Source organism: Brevibacillus sp. M2.1A (assembly GCF_013284355.2).
GTDB lineage: Bacteria > Bacillota > Bacilli > Brevibacillales > Brevibacillaceae > Brevibacillus.
Genome location: NZ_JABSUY020000001.1, coordinates 240,214 through 256,334, shown reverse-complemented (window position 1 = coordinate 256,334; position 16,121 = coordinate 240,214). Strand labels below are relative to the sequence as shown.

General features: G+C 50.3%; 13 protein-coding genes and 1 riboswitch. Of the genes, 12 read left to right on the top strand and 1 reads right to left on the bottom strand.

From position 1 onward, the window contains the following. Positions 1–2 precede the first annotated feature (2 nt). On the bottom strand, positions 3–1,523 hold the full coding sequence (gene adh / locus HP567_RS01155) for an aldehyde dehydrogenase (protein WP_106779198.1): 1,521 nt from the start codon (positions 1,521–1,523) through the stop codon (positions 3–5). 296 nt (positions 1,524–1,819) lie between these two features. Between adh and HP567_RS01150 the strand changes: the two genes are divergently transcribed. From HP567_RS01150 to HP567_RS01095, 12 genes are all read left to right on the top strand, one after another. Beyond that, a complete protein-coding gene (locus HP567_RS01150; protein WP_173610309.1) occupies positions 1,820–2,020 on the top strand; it encodes a helix-turn-helix transcriptional regulator in 201 nt (66 codons plus the stop codon). 8 nt (positions 2,021–2,028) lie between these two features. Continuing rightward, positions 2,029–2,418 (top strand): hypothetical protein, encoded by a 390-nt coding sequence (locus HP567_RS01145; protein ID WP_106779201.1) that lies wholly within the window; start codon positions 2,029–2,031, stop codon positions 2,416–2,418. A 106-nt stretch (positions 2,419–2,524) separates the two neighbouring features. After that, the gene (locus HP567_RS01140; protein ID WP_173610497.1) at positions 2,525–4,252 is read left to right on the top strand and encodes a sigma-54-dependent Fis family transcriptional regulator; all 1,728 of its coding nucleotides are present in this window, start codon (positions 2,525–2,527) and stop codon (positions 4,250–4,252) included. A 225-nt stretch (positions 4,253–4,477) separates the two neighbouring features. Further along, the gene (locus tag HP567_RS01135; RefSeq protein ID WP_173610310.1) at positions 4,478–5,554 is read left to right on the top strand and encodes a tartrate dehydrogenase; all 1,077 of its coding nucleotides are present in this window, start codon (positions 4,478–4,480) and stop codon (positions 5,552–5,554) included. A 20-nt stretch (positions 5,555–5,574) separates the two neighbouring features. Beyond that, on the top strand, positions 5,575–6,999 hold the full coding sequence (locus HP567_RS01130) for an aldehyde dehydrogenase family protein (protein WP_173610311.1): 1,425 nt from the start codon (positions 5,575–5,577) through the stop codon (positions 6,997–6,999). Further along, entirely contained in the window at positions 6,996–7,766 is a 771-nt protein-coding gene (locus tag HP567_RS01125; RefSeq protein ID WP_173610312.1) for an SDR family oxidoreductase, read from the top strand. Before HP567_RS01130 ends, HP567_RS01125 begins: the two co-directional genes overlap by 4 nt. Positions 7,767–7,795: 29 nt before the next feature. Next, positions 7,796–8,851, top strand: coding sequence for a TRAP transporter substrate-binding protein (locus HP567_RS01120; RefSeq protein WP_173610313.1), 1,056 nt, complete (start codon positions 7,796–7,798; stop codon positions 8,849–8,851). 64 nt (positions 8,852–8,915) lie between these two features. Then, complete coding sequence (locus HP567_RS01115) at positions 8,916–9,383, top strand: TRAP transporter small permease (protein WP_173610314.1); 468 nt, start codon at positions 8,916–8,918, stop codon at positions 9,381–9,383. Positions 9,384–9,390: 7 nt separating this feature from the next. Next, on the top strand, positions 9,391–10,665 hold the full coding sequence (locus HP567_RS01110) for a TRAP transporter large permease (RefSeq protein ID WP_173610315.1): 1,275 nt from the start codon (positions 9,391–9,393) through the stop codon (positions 10,663–10,665). A 16-nt stretch (positions 10,666–10,681) separates the two neighbouring features. Further along, complete coding sequence (locus HP567_RS01105; protein WP_173610316.1) at positions 10,682–12,046, top strand: FAD-binding oxidoreductase; 1,365 nt, start codon at positions 10,682–10,684, stop codon at positions 12,044–12,046. 147 nt (positions 12,047–12,193) lie between these two features. Further along, positions 12,194–13,822 carry a formate--tetrahydrofolate ligase gene (locus tag HP567_RS01100; protein WP_173610317.1) on the top strand — a complete coding sequence of 543 codons (1,629 nt, stop codon included), beginning with the start codon at positions 12,194–12,196 and terminating at the stop codon, positions 13,820–13,822. 135 nt (positions 13,823–13,957) lie between these two features. Then, a riboswitch (cyclic di-GMP riboswitch) is annotated at positions 13,958–14,058 on the top strand. A gap of 72 nt (positions 14,059–14,130) precedes the next feature. Next, entirely contained in the window at positions 14,131–16,104 is a 1,974-nt protein-coding gene (locus tag HP567_RS01095) for a methyl-accepting chemotaxis protein (protein ID WP_173610318.1), read from the top strand. The last annotated feature ends 17 nt before the right edge of the window (positions 16,105–16,121 follow it).

The following is a 16,121-nucleotide window of genomic DNA, read 5'->3' as shown; positions in this document are numbered from 1 at the left end:
GATCAAAAGAAGCCCAGAGCTTGATCGCTGTAGCTGACAAGCAGGTTTTTCGTTTGTTGGTAGTGAGACAGCATCATTTTGTGTGTCTCGCGGCCGATACCGGACATTTTGTAGCCGCCAAACGCTGCGTGAGCCGGGTAAGCGTGGTAGCAGTTGGTCCAAACGCGACCAGCCTGAATTTCGCGGCCCATGCGGTAGGCTGTGTTCGTGTCGCGTGTCCATACACCAGCACCCAAGCCATACAGCGTATCATTTGCCATGGCGAGCGCTTCTTCTGTATCCTTGAAGGTCGTTACGGAGACGACCGGACCGAAGATTTCTTCCTGGAAGATACGCATCTTGTTGTGGCCTTTAAAGACAGTTGGCTGGATGTAGTAGCCGCCCTCGAGTTCACCTGCAAGCTGTGCACGAGATCCTCCAATCAGGCATTCGGCTCCTTCTTGTTTGCCGATATCCAGGTAGGAGAGGATTTTTTCTACCTGCTCCAAAGAAGCTTGCGCGCCGATCATCGTATCTGTATCGAGCGGATTTCCTTGCTTGATATTGGCTACGCGTTGCAGGGCACGCTCCATAAATTGGTCGTAGATGCTTTCGTGGATGAGCGCGCGGGATGGGCATGTGCAAACCTCGCCCTGGTTGAGCGCAAACAGTACGAATCCTTCAATGGCTTTGTTAAAGAAGGCATCGTCTTTTGCAGCCACATCCGGGAAGAAGATGTTTGGCGATTTTCCGCCCAGCTCCAGCGTCACCGGAATAATATTTTGGGAAGCGTATTGCATGATCAAGCGACCTGTCGTCGTTTCACCCGTAAAGGCGATTTTTGCGATGCGATTGCTTGAAGCGAGAGGTTTACCCGCTTCCAGACCGAAGCCGTTCACGACGTTGACGACACCAGGAGGGAGCAGGTCGCCGACCAGCTCCATCAGCACCAAGATGGAAGCAGGTGTTTGCTCCGCTGGCTTGAGGACGACGCAGTTGCCCGCTGCCAAGGCTGGAGCCAGCTTCCAAGTAGCCATGAGGAGCGGGAAATTCCAAGGAATAATTTGACCAACGACACCGAGTGGCTCATGGAAATGATAAGCGACCGTATCGTTATCGATTTCGGCGAGTGTACTTTCTTGAGCGCGGATTGCTCCGGCGAAGTAACGGAAATGGTCAATCGCCAGCGGGATGTCGGCCGCGAGTGTTTCACGAACGGGCTTGCCGTTTTCCCACGTCTCTGCGTTTGCCAGCATCTCCAGATTTGCTTCCATCCGATCCGCGATTTTTAACAAAATATTCGCGCGTTGTGCAACAGAGGTACGGCCCCACGCGTCTTTTGCTTCATGGGCAGCGTCCAGTGCCAGCTCAATATCTTCGGCTGTCGAGCGGGCTACCTCGCAAAAAACCTTGCCTGTTACAGGTGATACGTTTTCGAAATACTCACCTTTTACTGGCGGAACCCAATTACCCCCGATGTAGTTTTCATAACGATTTTTGAAAGTCACCTTGGAGCCGGCTTGGCCGGGCTGAGCATAGATCATTGCGAGCGCCTCCTCATTTATCACATATTTCTTTACAGTCCTCTCTAAAAGCAAGTCTCGTACCAACGTGAAAAAGCTCGAAATGACAGCGTTTTCTTGAGTAGATGAGGATAGAAATTGTTCCATAATGGATCATGTTGTGTTCCGTATTGGGACAAAGGAGTGGATATCTGTCGGAAAATGACCGATGACGGCTAGGGGTGTAAAACATGTTTGACATGTCTCGTTGTCTTGCTCTATAGTTTGGGTGTAAAAGGTTTTTTACACCCACCTGTAAATGGAAGGTGAACAACTCCGTGAAAAATCGAATAAAGGAATTTCGAGAAAAAGGGAACATCTCGCAAGGCAGGCTGGCTGAGCTGTGCAAGGTTAGCAGACAGACGATCAATGCGATCGAGAACAACAAATACGACCCGAGCCTGCAATTGGCTTTTGATTTGGCGGGCAATTTAGGGGTAACCATTGACGAGCTGTTTCAACCATACAGTGAGGAGTGAGAGAAGCTATGAAAAAGTTCAACGTGATTGTTTCATCCATCCTATTGTTGGCGATTGCAGGGCACGGAGGCTATCGGTGGGTTCGTTATGAGATGCTGGATGTAAGCACAATCATTTTCGGTTGCATTGCACTGTCGTACTTGTTGAACTCGATCACCTGGGGAGACTACGAGGGCGGGAAATACAGTGAAAGTGACGAATTGGACAAGCATATCAAGACGCAAAGTGCGAGAATCGGATACTATGCGCTTATGGTGCTGTCTGCTGCGGTCCTGTTCCTGTCGGAAGGGGTTACTGCACTTAATGACATTCAAAATATTCCTTTGGCAGTCGTCGTCGGTTTGACGTTCATTGTGGCGCCAATTACGGAATTTTTCTATTCGCGGAAGTTCAGATAAATAGCAGCCAGTCGGACAAATGTGCTCGTGGTTCGACTGGTTTTTTCTACAGCAAAGACTCTCATGTTATACTGAGGGGGAATGATTTTTGGGGGAGGGAATCGTGTTGTCGACGATTGTTCAGCAATCTTGGAAGCGCTGTCAGGAATCGAACCTCAAGGTTACGGAGAAGGCCAATGATCAAATCATTTCTGCCCGACGAATCAAAGAAATCATTCAAGATAATCACCCTCTGATTCGTGAAAGTCTCCCGCTTTTTAACAAGCTCGCTCCCTTTTTGTTATCGACAGAGCACATCGCACTCCTGTCTGACCGGGAAGGAAATATTATTCAAACGATCGGGGACCCGGTCTTCGCCAATCAGGCACAAAAAGTACAGCTGCAAATCGGAGCGAACTGGACAGAAGACTACAAAGGAACCAACGCGATTGGGACAGCACTGATCGCGCAACAGCCGATTCAGATACAGGGAGAGCAGCATTACTTTTTGGAAAATCGCTTTCTTGCATGCTCAGCGGCACCTATTTTTTCACCTGCAGGTGAGCTATTGGGCATCATTGACATTAGTACGCGTAAAGAATATTCCCACCCGTTTGCCCTAACTATTGCTTGCATGATCGCAGAGGCTCTGCAAAACCGCTTTTTGTTAGCAGATGCGGAGCACGTGATTGCCTTACCAACGTCATCAAGCTCAGGAGATGGTCGAGGGAAGCTGGCACTCGTCGGCTTGGATCGGGACGAGCGTATCGTGGGCTTAAATGGGGCCGCGCAGCAGCAGCTCGGAAAGGAAGCCTTGGGAACTGGGGTAAGTGCCGAGCAAGAGCGTGCTGGCCGTCATGTAAAAGATCATCGCCCGCGTTTTTGGTCTGCGGCACCCAAAGTCCAGCTAAAGCCGTTTCCGCGTCTAGCTGGTTCATGCCCGCTCTTCTTGCAGGCAAAGATGCTCGGACAAAAGGCGGCTCAGGTAGATTTTCCTGTGATCATTTTAGGGGAAAGCGGTACGGGAAAAGAGCTGTTCGCTAAAATGGTCCATGAGACAGGGCCGCGTGCGCTTGAGCCTTTTATCGCAGTGAACTGCAGTTCAATTCCAGAAAATTTGGTCGAGAGTGAATTGTTTGGATATGAAAGCGGGTCATTCACAGGGGCACATCGAGAAGGAAGAATCGGAAAGTTTGAAGCGGCGAAAAAAGGCACGATCTTTTTGGATGAGATCGGGGATATGTCTTTGCGTGCGCAAGCGGCACTGCTGCGCGTTTTGCAGGAAAAGGTCGTCACTCCGGTGGGGAGCAATCAATCCCGCCCGATTTATGCGCGGATCATTGCCGCTACGCATCGAAACCTGTCAGAGGAGATCAAGGCGGGACGTTTTCGGGCTGATTTGTACTACCGGCTCAAAGGGGTCACCATTCATTTGCCGTCACTGAAAAAGCGCAGTGATATCATCCAGGTGGCGGAGCATCTATTGCAGCAGATCGACACAGAACAAGCGTACATACTGACCACGGAGGCAAAGGACAAGCTGTGTGCTTATTCGTGGCCGGGCAATATCCGGGAACTGCAAGGCGTGCTGATTCAAGCGGTGTTTTTGGCAGAGGGGAACACCATTGATTGCGATCACATCCAGTTGGAGGGATTGATGGAAGCCGATACGTCTGAGTCTGCGGATCATGACATTCCTTCGTTGCGAGAAACAGAGAGAAAAGCGATCAAAAAGGCGCTCGAGAAAAGTGGCGGTAATGTAAGCAAAGCGGCCAAAATGCTGCAAATCGGACGCAATACCTTGTATCGCAAAATAGAAGAATACCAGATTGGGGCACCGATTAATCAGGAATAGTCATAAGGGATGAAACGGTATAGCTTGGCGTGAACAGATGTTGCAATGCGTGTTGCAACATTTTGTTGCGCTCGTTTTGCAATGTCACCAGACGAGTGATGCATGGAGAGGAACGGATGATAGACTTTTATCCGCTCAGGGGTATGATACGGAGCTTGGCATTAATCATGCAAGGAGATAGCGTTGTATAAAGTCGAAAAATTTAGATTTTTAGGAGGGAGACCGTTGCTACACTATTCCATTGCAGTAATTCCAGGAGACGGAATCGGTCCCGAAGTCATGGAAGAAGGCCTGAAGGTGTTGGGAGCTATAGAAGAAAGTCACGGTGGCATTCGGTTTGCTCGTGATGTCATGGATTGGAACTGTAGCTACTATCTCCAACACGGCAAAATGATGCCGGAGAATGGACTCCATCTTTTAAAAGACTATGATTTGATTCTGCTTGGTGCAATAGGTGCCCCCGAGGTTCCTGATCACGTCTCTGTGTGGGAGCTGATCTTGCCGATTCGCCGGGCATTCCAGCAGTATGTGAACCTTCGCCCGGTCAAGCTGCTCAAAGGTCTGGAAAGCCCCCTTCGCTATAAGGGGCATGCCGATCTCGATTTCGTCGTGGTGCGGGAGAACACAGAGGGTGAGTACTCCAATATGGGCGGGCGGATGCATCAGGGTACACCGTACGAAATGGCGGTGCAAAACAACGTATTTACCCGGTATGGCACAGAGCGCATCCTCAAGTACGCTTACGCACTGGCGGAGAAACGTTCGAAAAAGAGCGTGACTGCGGCAACGAAGTCCAATGGGATCAACCATTCCATGCCGTTTTGGGATGAGATCGTCAAGGAAGTCAGTCAGGAATACCCAGGCATCCAGACCAATCTGTATCATATCGACGCACTCGCTGCCTATTTCATCACGCGACCAGAAACGTTTGACGTCGTAGTCGCGAGCAACTTGTTTGGTGACATTTTGACTGATCTCGGGGCGGCAATCGTTGGAGGTTTGGGCTTGGCTCCTTCTGCGAACATCAATCCGGAGCGTAAATATCCATCCATGTTTGAGCCCATTCACGGCTCTGCGCCAGATATCGCGGGGAGAGGAATCGCCAATCCGATCGCACAAGTATGGAGCCTCGCTATGATGATGGATCATCTCGATCTGCCAGAGCTCAGTGCTGTCATCATGAACGCTATCGAAGACGTGTTGCAAGATGGCAAAGTGCTCACTCCTGATCTTGGGGGGACGGCGACCACAAAAGAATTGGGAGACGAAATCGTTCGCCACATCTATCAAACAACAAGATAAATAAAAGGGAGGAAGAGGACATGGAAGCGAGATCGTATGATTTGTACATCGGTGGAGAATGGGTGAAAACCGAGAGCTACATTCCCGTCCTTCACAAATACACGGGCGAGTGCATCGCGCGTATTGCCAAGGCTTGTCGGCAGCATGTAACAGAAGCGGTGGAAGCGGCGTGGGAGACGTTTAAGACGGACAAATTGACTCCTTTTCAACGATACAAAATCTTGCTGAAAGCCTCTGAGCTCATGGAGGAACGCCGGGACGAGATGGAGCGATCCTTGATTCGCGAAGTGGGCAAAACACGCAAGGACGCGATGAATGAGCTGGATCGGACGATCAATACACTGCGCTTGTCAGCAGAGGAAGCCAAGAAGATTCACGGGGAAATGATTCCGCTGCAAGCAACGGAAGGCTCGGAAAACCGGCTGGGCTTTACCATTCGGGTGCCAAAGGGAGTAATCGGTGCTATTACGCCGTTTAACTATCCCTTGCTGCTCAGCACGCACAAGATCGCGCCAGCGCTAGCCGCAGGAAATACGCTGGTCGTTAAGCCAGCTACAGTCACGCCTATCGCAACCTTTTTGTTGGTGGAGATCCTGGAGGAAGCGGGCCTGCCAAAAGGCTATGTGAATATCGTGACAGGGGCAGGCAGTCAGGTAGGGGAATGGCTGCTGGATGAAGAGCGCATCGCCATGTACACCTTTACCGGGTCAGGAGAAGTCGGTCGCCGCATCAAGGAGCGAAGTGGCATGCGTCCCGTTGCGCTGGAGCTCGGCAACAACTCTCCCAATATCGTGCACCTCGATGCAGATTTGGAGCTGGCAGCCCGTCAAACAGCCGCCCGCAGCTTTCACAATGCTGGCCAGGCGTGCATTGCTGTTCAGCGCATTTACGTGCATGAATCGGTTATGCAGGCGTTCAGCGACTTGTATATCTCGCATGTTCATCAGTTGAAGGTAGGGAACCCGGAAGACCCGGAGACGGATGTCGGACCGATGATCAGTGAAAAAGAGGCGAGCCGTACAGAGGAATGGGTACAGGAAGCGATTAGCCAAGGGGCCAGATCGCTCTTGCCTGTCAAACGGGAGGGAGCTCTCTTCTATCCGGCTGTGTTGGTGGATACAAGGCCAGAGATGAAGGTGGTTTGCCGGGAAGTGTTCGCGCCCGTCGTCACGATCATTCCGTACAGTGATCTTGAAGATGCTTTTACACAAGCCAACGATTCGGAGTACGGCTTGCAGGCGGGGATTTTTACCCGTGATTTGAACGTCGCGATGAAAGCGGCACGCGTGCTGGAGTACGGTGGCGTGGTGATCAACGACGTATCGACCTACCGCAATGACGTCATGCCGTACGGCGGAGTCAAAAACAGCGGACTGGGCAAAGAAGGTCCGCGTTACGCAGTCGAAGAGATGACGGAAGAGCGGATGGTGGTGATCAACCTATGAGCGGTCACCTTTTGCAGGGAAAAACGGCGATTGTAACAGGGGCCGCGTCAGGAATGGGCAAGGCCATTGCGATGCTTTTTGCGGCCGAGGGAGCTAACGTCATCCTGGCTGATTTGAACAAAGAAGCGGCAATAGCAGTCGCTCAAGAGCTGCCACAAGGGAAAGGTCATGCGGTGCAAACGGATGTGGCAGACGATACGAGTGTCGTTGCTCTCGTGAAGGAAACGCTCGAAGTGTACGGCTCGATTGATGTCCTGGTCAACTGCGCGGGTGTCCCCCAAGCGTTTACCCCCATTGAGGAGCTGACCTTGGAACAGTGGGATCGCATCATGTCTGTGAACACCAAGTCGATCTTTTTGACGACAAGACATGCAGTTCCTCACATGAAGGAGAAGGGGAAAGGCAGCATCATCAACATCGCTTCGATTGCCGGAATTCGCGCCCGTCCGGGACTGAATGCGTACTGCGCGTCCAAGGGGGCCGCTATCATGTTGAGCAAGGCACTGGCGATTGAGCTTGCTCCTTTTCAAATCCGGGTCAATGTCATCAATCCAGGGCCGGCAGAGACGCCAATGCTGGGTAAGTTTATCAATGGAGATGAAGCGGAAGTAGAAGCCGGGAAAAAAGATATTTTCATCAGCAGTGTTCCGTTAGGCATGTTGATTCAGCCGGAGGATATCGCGCAGGCGGCTCTCTATTTGGCTTCTGATCTATCCAAAATTGTCACGGGCGAGGTCATGAATGTAGACGGTGGAAGAGGGATCTAAACAAAAGAATTAACAGGGGGTACTATCGCATGTTTCGGAAGAAGGGGAGCTTCGTGCTAGCGAGCATCATGTCTGTGTCTTTATTTCTGGCGGCGTGTGGAGGAGGCGGCGGTCAACAGACTGCTCCACCTGCGGGACAAGCCGGGGGGACAGAAGCACCGAAAAGTGACGGCCAAAGCTATGTATTCAAAGCAGGGCATTCACTTACGGAGGATCATCCATACCATTTGGCATTGAAAAAAATGGCCGAGGATGTCGACAAGCGCTCGAACGGAAAAGTGAAAATCGAGGTGTATCCGCTGAGCCAGCTAGGAGCGGAGCGTGAATTGACAGAGGCGCTGACCTTTGGAACGGCGGATATGTCGATTACCTCGACTGCGCCTGTGATGAACTTCCATCCAAAGCTGGGCGTACTGGATCTTCCGTTCTTGTTTGAGAGCCGTGAGCAGGCTTACAAGGTACTCGACGGACAAGTCGGACAAGACCTGCTCAAGGATTTGGAAAACGCCAATCTGGTCGGGCTGGCATGGGCTGAAAACGGCTTCCGCCATATTACTAACGGCTCGAAGGTGATCAAGAAGCCGGAGGACGTGGCAGGGTTGAAGATACGCACGCAGGAAAACCCGATTCATCTGGCTGCATTCGAAGCATTGGGAGCGAAGCCGACTCCGATGGCTTGGACAGAGGCGCTGACAGCGCTGCAACAAGGAGTCGTCGATGCCCAGGAAAATCCGGCGATTGTCGCGCAGACCTACAAGTTGTATGAATCCAAGCAAACGCAAATGGCCTTGACCGGGCATGTTTACTCAGCGGCAATGATCTTGTTCAGCAAGCCTGTATGGGATAAGCTCCCGGCAGATGTCCAGCAACTTCTTGCCGAGGAAGCCAAAAAAGCGGGACAGTACGAGCGTGAGTTGATGATCAAGATGGAAGAAGAGGCCATTTCCACTATTAAAGGAAAAGGTGTAGTCATTACCGAGGATGTGGATAAGCAAGCTTTCCGCGATGCAATGAAGCCTGTCTATGACAAGTTTTCCGGGCAGTTCGGCAAAGAGCTGGTGGATCAAATTGTAAATACAAAATAAACGGCAGAAGGGAGACGAGCCACTCTGGCTTTTCTCCCCTTTTTCCTGCGAAAGGAGATTGTGTGTGGGCAACCTTGTTTTCAAAATAAACAGCATCCTTCGTTTTTTCATTATTGCCCTGCTGGCTATTATGGTGATCGCTGTCTTTCTGCAGGTGCTTTTCCGTTTTTTGCTCGACCAGCCCTTGGCCTGGACGGAGGAATTGGCTCGGTATTTGCTGATTTGGATCACGTTTCTGGGATCAGCGTACGCGATGTCGATCAAAGCACACATCGGTACGGAATACATTCAAAAGTACTTGTCGCCTCGGATGAACAAGGTGGTGCTGGTTATTGCCGCTTTGTGTAGTCTGGTCTTCTTTCTTGTCACGGTTCAGCAAGGCTACTTGTTATCTGCGAGAAGCATGACACAAACCTCACCCACTCTGCTCGTTCCCATGGGCTATGTATACATGGTGATTCCGATCAGCGGTGCCTTACTCATCATGAACGTGATCCATGTGACATGGAAAGACATTACCGGGAAGGAGTGACCAGATTGTGGGTACGATTTTGTTTGTAACACTGTTGGTGCTCCTGATCCTGAATGTACCAATTGGGGTGGCACTGGGGTTATCTGTCGTTGTGGTGTTTATGCTGGAGGGGAACATTCCTCTTCTGGTTGTCATTCAAAAAATGTTCAACGGGACAGATTCCTTCCCATTGATGGCGATTCCGTTCTTTCTCTTGGCAGGAAAGCTGATGGAAACAGGCGGAATCTCGGCAAGGCTGATCCGTTTTGCGAATACGATTGTCGGGAACCTGCCTGGAGGATTGGCAATCGTGGCGGTGATGGGGTGTACTTTTTTTGCAGCGATATCGGGTTCTTCTGCCGCAACAACGGCAGCCGTAGGGGGAATTTTGATCCCGCACATGGTCAAAAAAGGGTATAATATCCGGTTTTCTGCGGCCTTGCATGCAACAGGGGGAACAATCGGTGTCATGATTCCTCCGAGCGTGCCGATGGTTTTATACGGGGTAGCAGCGAGTGCCTCGATTAGCGACTTATTTATTGCAGGGATCGGGCCAGGTATTCTCGTAGCGATCTCACTAATTCTGTACTCGTATTGGATCAGTAAGAAAAATGGCTGGGGTGGCGGAGAGAAGCATACACCCAAAGAGATATGGGAGGCATTCAAGGACGCCATTTTGGCGATTCTCATGCCGATTATTATTCTTGGTGGTATATACGGAGCCATTTTTACTCCGACAGAAGCGGCAGTGGTAGCCGTGATATACGGTCTGGTTGTCGGGCTTTTCGTCTACCGGGAGATCAAGTGGAGGGACTTGGGGGAAATATTCGCGGGCTCTGCCAGCATGACAGCGGTCATCATGCTTATTATCGCGACCGCCAATGCGTTTGGCTATCTGATGACGAGGGAAAACATCCCGCAGGAAATTGCGCAATTCATGCTGGGGATTACCGACAGCACGATCATTACGTTGCTCATAATTAACATCTTGCTGCTCATTTTGGGGACGTTTATGGAAACGGCGGTTACGATCATTCTCCTGACCCCGATCCTTTTGCCGATCACGAATTCTTTGGGCATTGATCCGGTGCTATTTGGGGTGATCATGGTCGTCAACTCCGCCATCGGTATGCTGACGCCGCCGGTTGGGATCAATTTGTTGGTAGCAGGAAATATTGCGAAACTCCAGAATACGGAGATTGAGCGAGCGGTGATCCCGTTTTTGGTCATCATGATCGTCGATTTGATGCTCATCACCTATATTCCTGAAATTAGCTTATTCCTTGTTAACTTGAGCAAGTAACGGAGGGGGAACCAACGTGGATTACAAGCAAGCGTTAGTGGGATTACTGGGGGAAGAACGAGTATCGACCAACCCCACTGTACTGGAGCACCACAGCCATGATGAATCGTATCATACCCCGCATCTTCCGGATGTAGTCGTGTTTCCGCAGACGGCCGAGGAAGTCAGTCAAATCATGAAGCTGGCCAATGAAAAGCGCATTGCGGTAACGCCGTTTGGCATGGGGAGCAGTCTGGAAGGCCACGCGATTCCATATGCGGGCGGAATCAGCATGGATTTTTCCTTGATGAACCAAGTGCGGGAGGTGCGACCGAAGGATTTTCTCGTGAGAGTCCAGCCCGGTGTCACGCGCACTCAGCTCAATAAAGAATTGAAAAAGCACGGATTGTTTTTCTCCGTCGATCCTGGCGCAGACGCGACTTTGGGTGGGATGGCTGCCACAAACGCCAGTGGAACAACCTCTGTTCGCTATGGTGTGATGCGTGATCAGGTGCGCGATCTGGAAGTGGTGACGGCGGACGGACGTATCATCCGTACAGGGAGCATGACAGCCAAATCCTCCTCAGGCTACCATCTTACGGGGCTGTTTGTCGGGTCGGAGGGAACGCTTGGTGTATTCACAGAGCTGACCTTGCGTGTTTACGGCATCCCTGAGGCGACAACGGCAGCGCGTGCCAGCTTCCCTTCTGTTCAGGATGCTGTCGATACCGTCGTAGATATTCTCGGTGCGGGTATTCAAGTGGCGCGAATCGAGTTGGTTGATGAACGTTCCATCCAACAAGTGAATCTGTACAAGGAAACGAGCTACCCGGAAGCACCGACGCTGTTTATCGAGTTCCATGGCAGTGAACAAGGGCTCGCGTATGATATCGACTTTGCGAAGAGCATCGCCGATGGACATGGCTGCACGCAGTTTCTTTTTGAAACAGATTCGAAGGCGCGGACGCAGCTCTGGGACGCTCGTCATAACCTGGCGTATGCCTTCCTGCACAAATCCCCCGGGAAAAAGCTGATGGTAACAGATGTTTGCTTGCCGATTTCCGAGCTGGCAGGAGCTGTTGTGGACGCCCGGCAAGCCATTGATCGCGCTGGGCTGGATGGAGCGATTGCAGGGCATGTCGGGGATGGGAACTATCACGCTATCCTGATGATCGACCTGAATGACCCCGAAGAAGTGGCGCGTGCCGAGGAAGTAAATGCCCATCTGGTGGAGTACGCATTGAGTCGGGGAGGAACCTGCACAGGCGAACATGGTGTGGGTGTGGGGAAAATCAAATACCAGCGCAAGGAACACGGAGAAGCACTCGACGTCATGCAAGCCATGAAGCAAGTGCTGGACCCAAACGGTATTTTGAATCCGGGGAAAATTTTCGGGAAATAACAGAGGGCCTGCATTCTGAACGTTTGTCGGAATGTGGGCTTTTTCTTTTGCGTAATGTGTCGAAGAGGAGAGGAGAAAGGATGATTATGCAGAATGTAGAAGATTGGTAACTGGTGCATTACATTCTGGTGTGGCAGGGAGGCAAAAATGAAGTCTATTGTTGAAATTGCCAAGATTGCAGGTATCGAAGAACAGTATTTGGAGCTATACGGAAAATATAAAGCCAAATTATCAGATGAGCTATGGGAGCAAGTGAAGGATCGCCCTGATGGCAAACTGATTCTTGTTACAGCGATGAACCCTAACCCGGCGGGAGCAGGTAAGACACTCACGACGATTGGTTTGTCACAAGCATTAAATTATCTCGGGAAGAAAACAATGGCAGCGCTTCGCGAGCCGTCCTTGGGTCCTTGCATGGGGATCAAAGGAGGCGCAACCGGAAGCGGCCAAGCACAAATTCTCCCGGCTGACGAAATTAACCTGCATTTTACAGGGGACATTCATGCGATTACAGCTGCACATAACTTGTTGGCAGCGATGATCGACAATCATATTTTCCACGGCAATCCGCGTGGGCTCAATCCAAAGAAAATCGTCTGGAAACGAGCCATGGACATGAACGACCGTGCACTGCGTAACATCGTGGTTGGTCTGGGTGACGGCAACGGGATGACGCGTGAAGATGGCTTCATGATTACAACCGCTTCGGAAATCATGGCGATCTTATGCCTGAGTGAGAATCTGGCGGACTTGCGCGAGCGATTGAACCAGATCATTATTGGCTACGATTTCGATGATCAGCCTGTACGGGCAGAGGAAATCAACGCGGTCGATGCGATGTGTGTTCTCTTGAAGGAAGCCATCAAGCCCAATCTCGTACAGACAATCGAAGGAACTCCGGTCATCATTCACGGAGGACCTTTTGCCAATATCGCGCATGGGTGCAGCAGCGTGATCGGAACCAAGATGGCTTTGAAGCTGGCAGATTACGTCGTAACAGAGGCTGGCTTTGGTGCCGACCTGGGGGCCGAAAAGTTTTTTGACATCAAGTGCAGAAAAGCAGGTCTGACTCCATCGGCTGCTGTCGTGGTCATTACAGTTCGCTCGTTGAAATACAACGGCGGGGTAAAAGTACCTGATCTGGCAGAGGAGAACTTGTCTGCTCTGGAGAAAGGCTTCGAAAACGTCAAGCGCCATCTGGAAAACCTGCAAAAGTTCGGTGTGCCAGCAGTGGTGGCGATCAATCATTTTGCGACAGATACCCAGGCAGAGGTGGATGCAGTCATTGCGCTGTGCCAAGCGGCCGGAGCCGAAGCGGCGCTGTCCAAAGTATGGGCAGAAGGCGGAGCAGGTGGTGTCGAGCTTGCTGAAAAAGTGACTCGTGCAGCAGAGCGGCCTTCATCCTTCCGATTCTTGTATGAAGATAACCTCAGCATAAAAGACAAGATTGAGACAGTCGTAAAAGAAGTATACGGTGGATCAGGGGTTGTCTTTTCGCCGCTGGCATTAAAAACGATCCAAAAGGTAGAAGAAATGGGCATGTCCCATCTGCCTGTGTGCATGGCGAAAACACCTTACTCCTTTACGGACCGCGCTGATCTGTTGGGAGCACCTGTTGACTTCACGATCCAAGTGAGTGAAGTGCGCATATCAGCAGGAGCTGGTTTTATTGTGGCACTGACCGGTAGCTTGGTTACCATGCCAGGCCTCCCGAAAAAGCCGGCTGCTGAATCGTTATATGTAGACGAGGATGGCCAAGTGATCGGATTAAGCTAGTCAAAAAGTTTGACAAAAAGCTGACAACTGTAAAAGGTTGTCAGCTTTTTTTGTATTTTTGAGGTTTATTATCGGAAAGTTATGGGAAAAGAAAGGTGAGATTGAAAAATGTGAACTTAATTGAAAAACAACAAGGAATGACAAAGGCAAACTTGCTGAAAGGCAGGGACGCAAAGCCACGGGTCTAAGGTCGAGAGTCAAGTGACTTTCGCAGCTAGGACAGCCGGGTTGCCATACCGTAGTCATGATGGGCTGTCGGTGGGCAGTCTTTTTTTTGTTGAAAAAAGAGAAGGGAGAAGGGATTCGGTATGAAAAATAGTTTGAAGAATAAGCTAATTATCGTTTTGTGCCTGCTGTTGTTGATAAGTTTGGGTACGGTTTGCGGTGCAAGCTATTGGAGTGCTTCCAATCTTTTGGCAGACAGTCTGGACAAAGAAGCTGAGTTGTCAGCTAACAATCTCTCGATTCGTATCGATGGTTTCTTTAAAGAAAAAATTGAAATTGTAAGAGCAGTGGGAGGGTTGATGTCGGCTGATCAAAATGCCGAGTATGACCTGAAACTCATTCAAGAGGCCCAAAAGAAAAACCCCGAGTTTGAGACGTTCTTCTTTTCGCATGATTTAAGCGGAAAGAATGTGATCAATTTCAAGGGTGAAGTGACTGATATCTCGGATCGTCCGCACATTAAGGAAGCCAGCAAAGGGGAAGGAAAGGTTGTTGTCTCAGAGCCAGTTGTTTCGAAGCGCACAGGGAATAACATCGTGACCCTTGTCGTTCCATTGATGAAGGACAATCGTCAATACGGTTATATCGGTTCTACGATTCCTATCAATGAGATCCAAAAAAAGGTGTCCGAAGAGAAATTTGGTCAATCAGGCTACGCCTTTTTAGTAAGCAAAACAGGAACATTTATTTATCATCCGAACAGCGAGTTCATTCTGAAGGAATCGATTCTCAATATGGGTATTCTTGAACTTCAGACTGGCTTTGAAGACATCAAGCAAGGGAAGCATGGAATTGCCCAATATAATTACGAGAATACAGAGCGATTTGCTTCGTATGCTCCTACCAATTTGAACTGGGGTATATACATCACTGCACCTGTAGCAGAGCTGCATGCCCCTGTCGATCAACTGTCAGTTCGATTGATGGTTATTTCCCTCATCGTATTGGCAATTGGGGTTGTCCTCGTTTATTTCTTGGCTGTACGCATGGTGAAACCAATTGAGCGTCTGAATCACGCCGTAAATGTAGTGGCGCAGGGCAACTTGAAAGAGACCGTAACGGTTGACGGAAAAGACGAGATTGCGGTTCTGTCCCGTGACTTTAACCAGACGGTATCGCACTTGAAAAATTTGATTGAAGACGTATCACTGTCGTCTGATCAAGTACAGCGTTTTAGTCAGGAAGTATCTGAAGGTATTAAGCAGGCGACAGAAAACATCAACCAAATCGGCTTGTCTATCGCACAGATTTCTGAGGGAGCAGAGGCGCAGGCAGCCAGCTCGCAGGAAGTCGCATTGTCGATGACTGACATGGCAGCAGGCATAGTGAAAATCGCGGAGACGTCTGCACATGTTTCTGAGGCTGCCCAGATAGCAACAGAGCAGGCAGAACAAGGAACTGCTGTGGTAGAGCAGGCAGTTCTCCAGATGGGAAGCATTGGCGAGGGAACATCGAAGGCGACAGTAGCCATTGAACAGCTCAACAATCGCTCCAAAGAAATCGAAGGCATTCTTGATACGATCAGTCAATTGACCTCACAAATTAATTTGCTTGCCTTGAACGCTTCGATTGAGGCGGCACGTGCAGGCGAGCATGGACGTGGATTTGCTGTAGTTGCCGGTGAAGTAAAAAAACTGGCGAACCAATCCGAGGAATCCGCATCCAAAATCGCGATGCTGATCGGGGAAATCCAACAGGATACTCGTCACGCAGTAGAGGTCATGACAGCGGGCAACCAAAACGCACAGCAAGGTATCCAATTGGTCGAAGAGGTTCGCGAAATCTTTGGGCATATTTTGGAATCTTCCCGGAACGTTGCTGCGCACATTTTGGAAGTATCCGCCGCATCTGAACAAATGTCAGCAGGCTCCCAACAGGTGAGTGCTTCTGTAGATGAAATGCATAACATTGCAAAACATGCTTCACTCGACGCGCAAACAGTGGCAAAGGCAACCGAAGAGCAGCTTCAAGCCATCCAGGAAATTGGCCAGTCTGTCGAGCATTTGAATGCAGTGGCAGAAGAATTACAACAAGGAATCGGCAGGTTTACTGTATAAGAAGCAGCTCTACAGGT

Excerpts from the sequence above, each read along its gene's own strand:
- adh (WP_106779198.1), bottom strand. The coding sequence starts at position 1,523 with ATGATCTATGCTCAGCCCGGCCAAGCCGGCTCCAAGGTGACTTTCAAA.
- HP567_RS01145 (WP_106779201.1), top strand. The coding sequence starts at position 2,029 with ATGAAAAAGTTCAACGTGATTGTTTCATCCATCCTATTGTTGGCGATT.
- HP567_RS01130 (WP_173610311.1), top strand. The coding sequence starts at position 5,575 with ATGGAAGCGAGATCGTATGATTTGTACATCGGTGGAGAATGGGTGAAA.
- HP567_RS01125 (WP_173610312.1), top strand. The coding sequence starts at position 6,996 with ATGAGCGGTCACCTTTTGCAGGGAAAAACGGCGATTGTAACAGGGGCC.
- HP567_RS01120 (WP_173610313.1), top strand. The coding sequence starts at position 7,796 with ATGTTTCGGAAGAAGGGGAGCTTCGTGCTAGCGAGCATCATGTCTGTG.
- HP567_RS01100 (WP_173610317.1), top strand. The coding sequence starts at position 12,194 with ATGAAGTCTATTGTTGAAATTGCCAAGATTGCAGGTATCGAAGAACAG.
- HP567_RS01095 (WP_173610318.1), top strand. The coding sequence starts at position 14,131 with ATGAAAAATAGTTTGAAGAATAAGCTAATTATCGTTTTGTGCCTGCTG.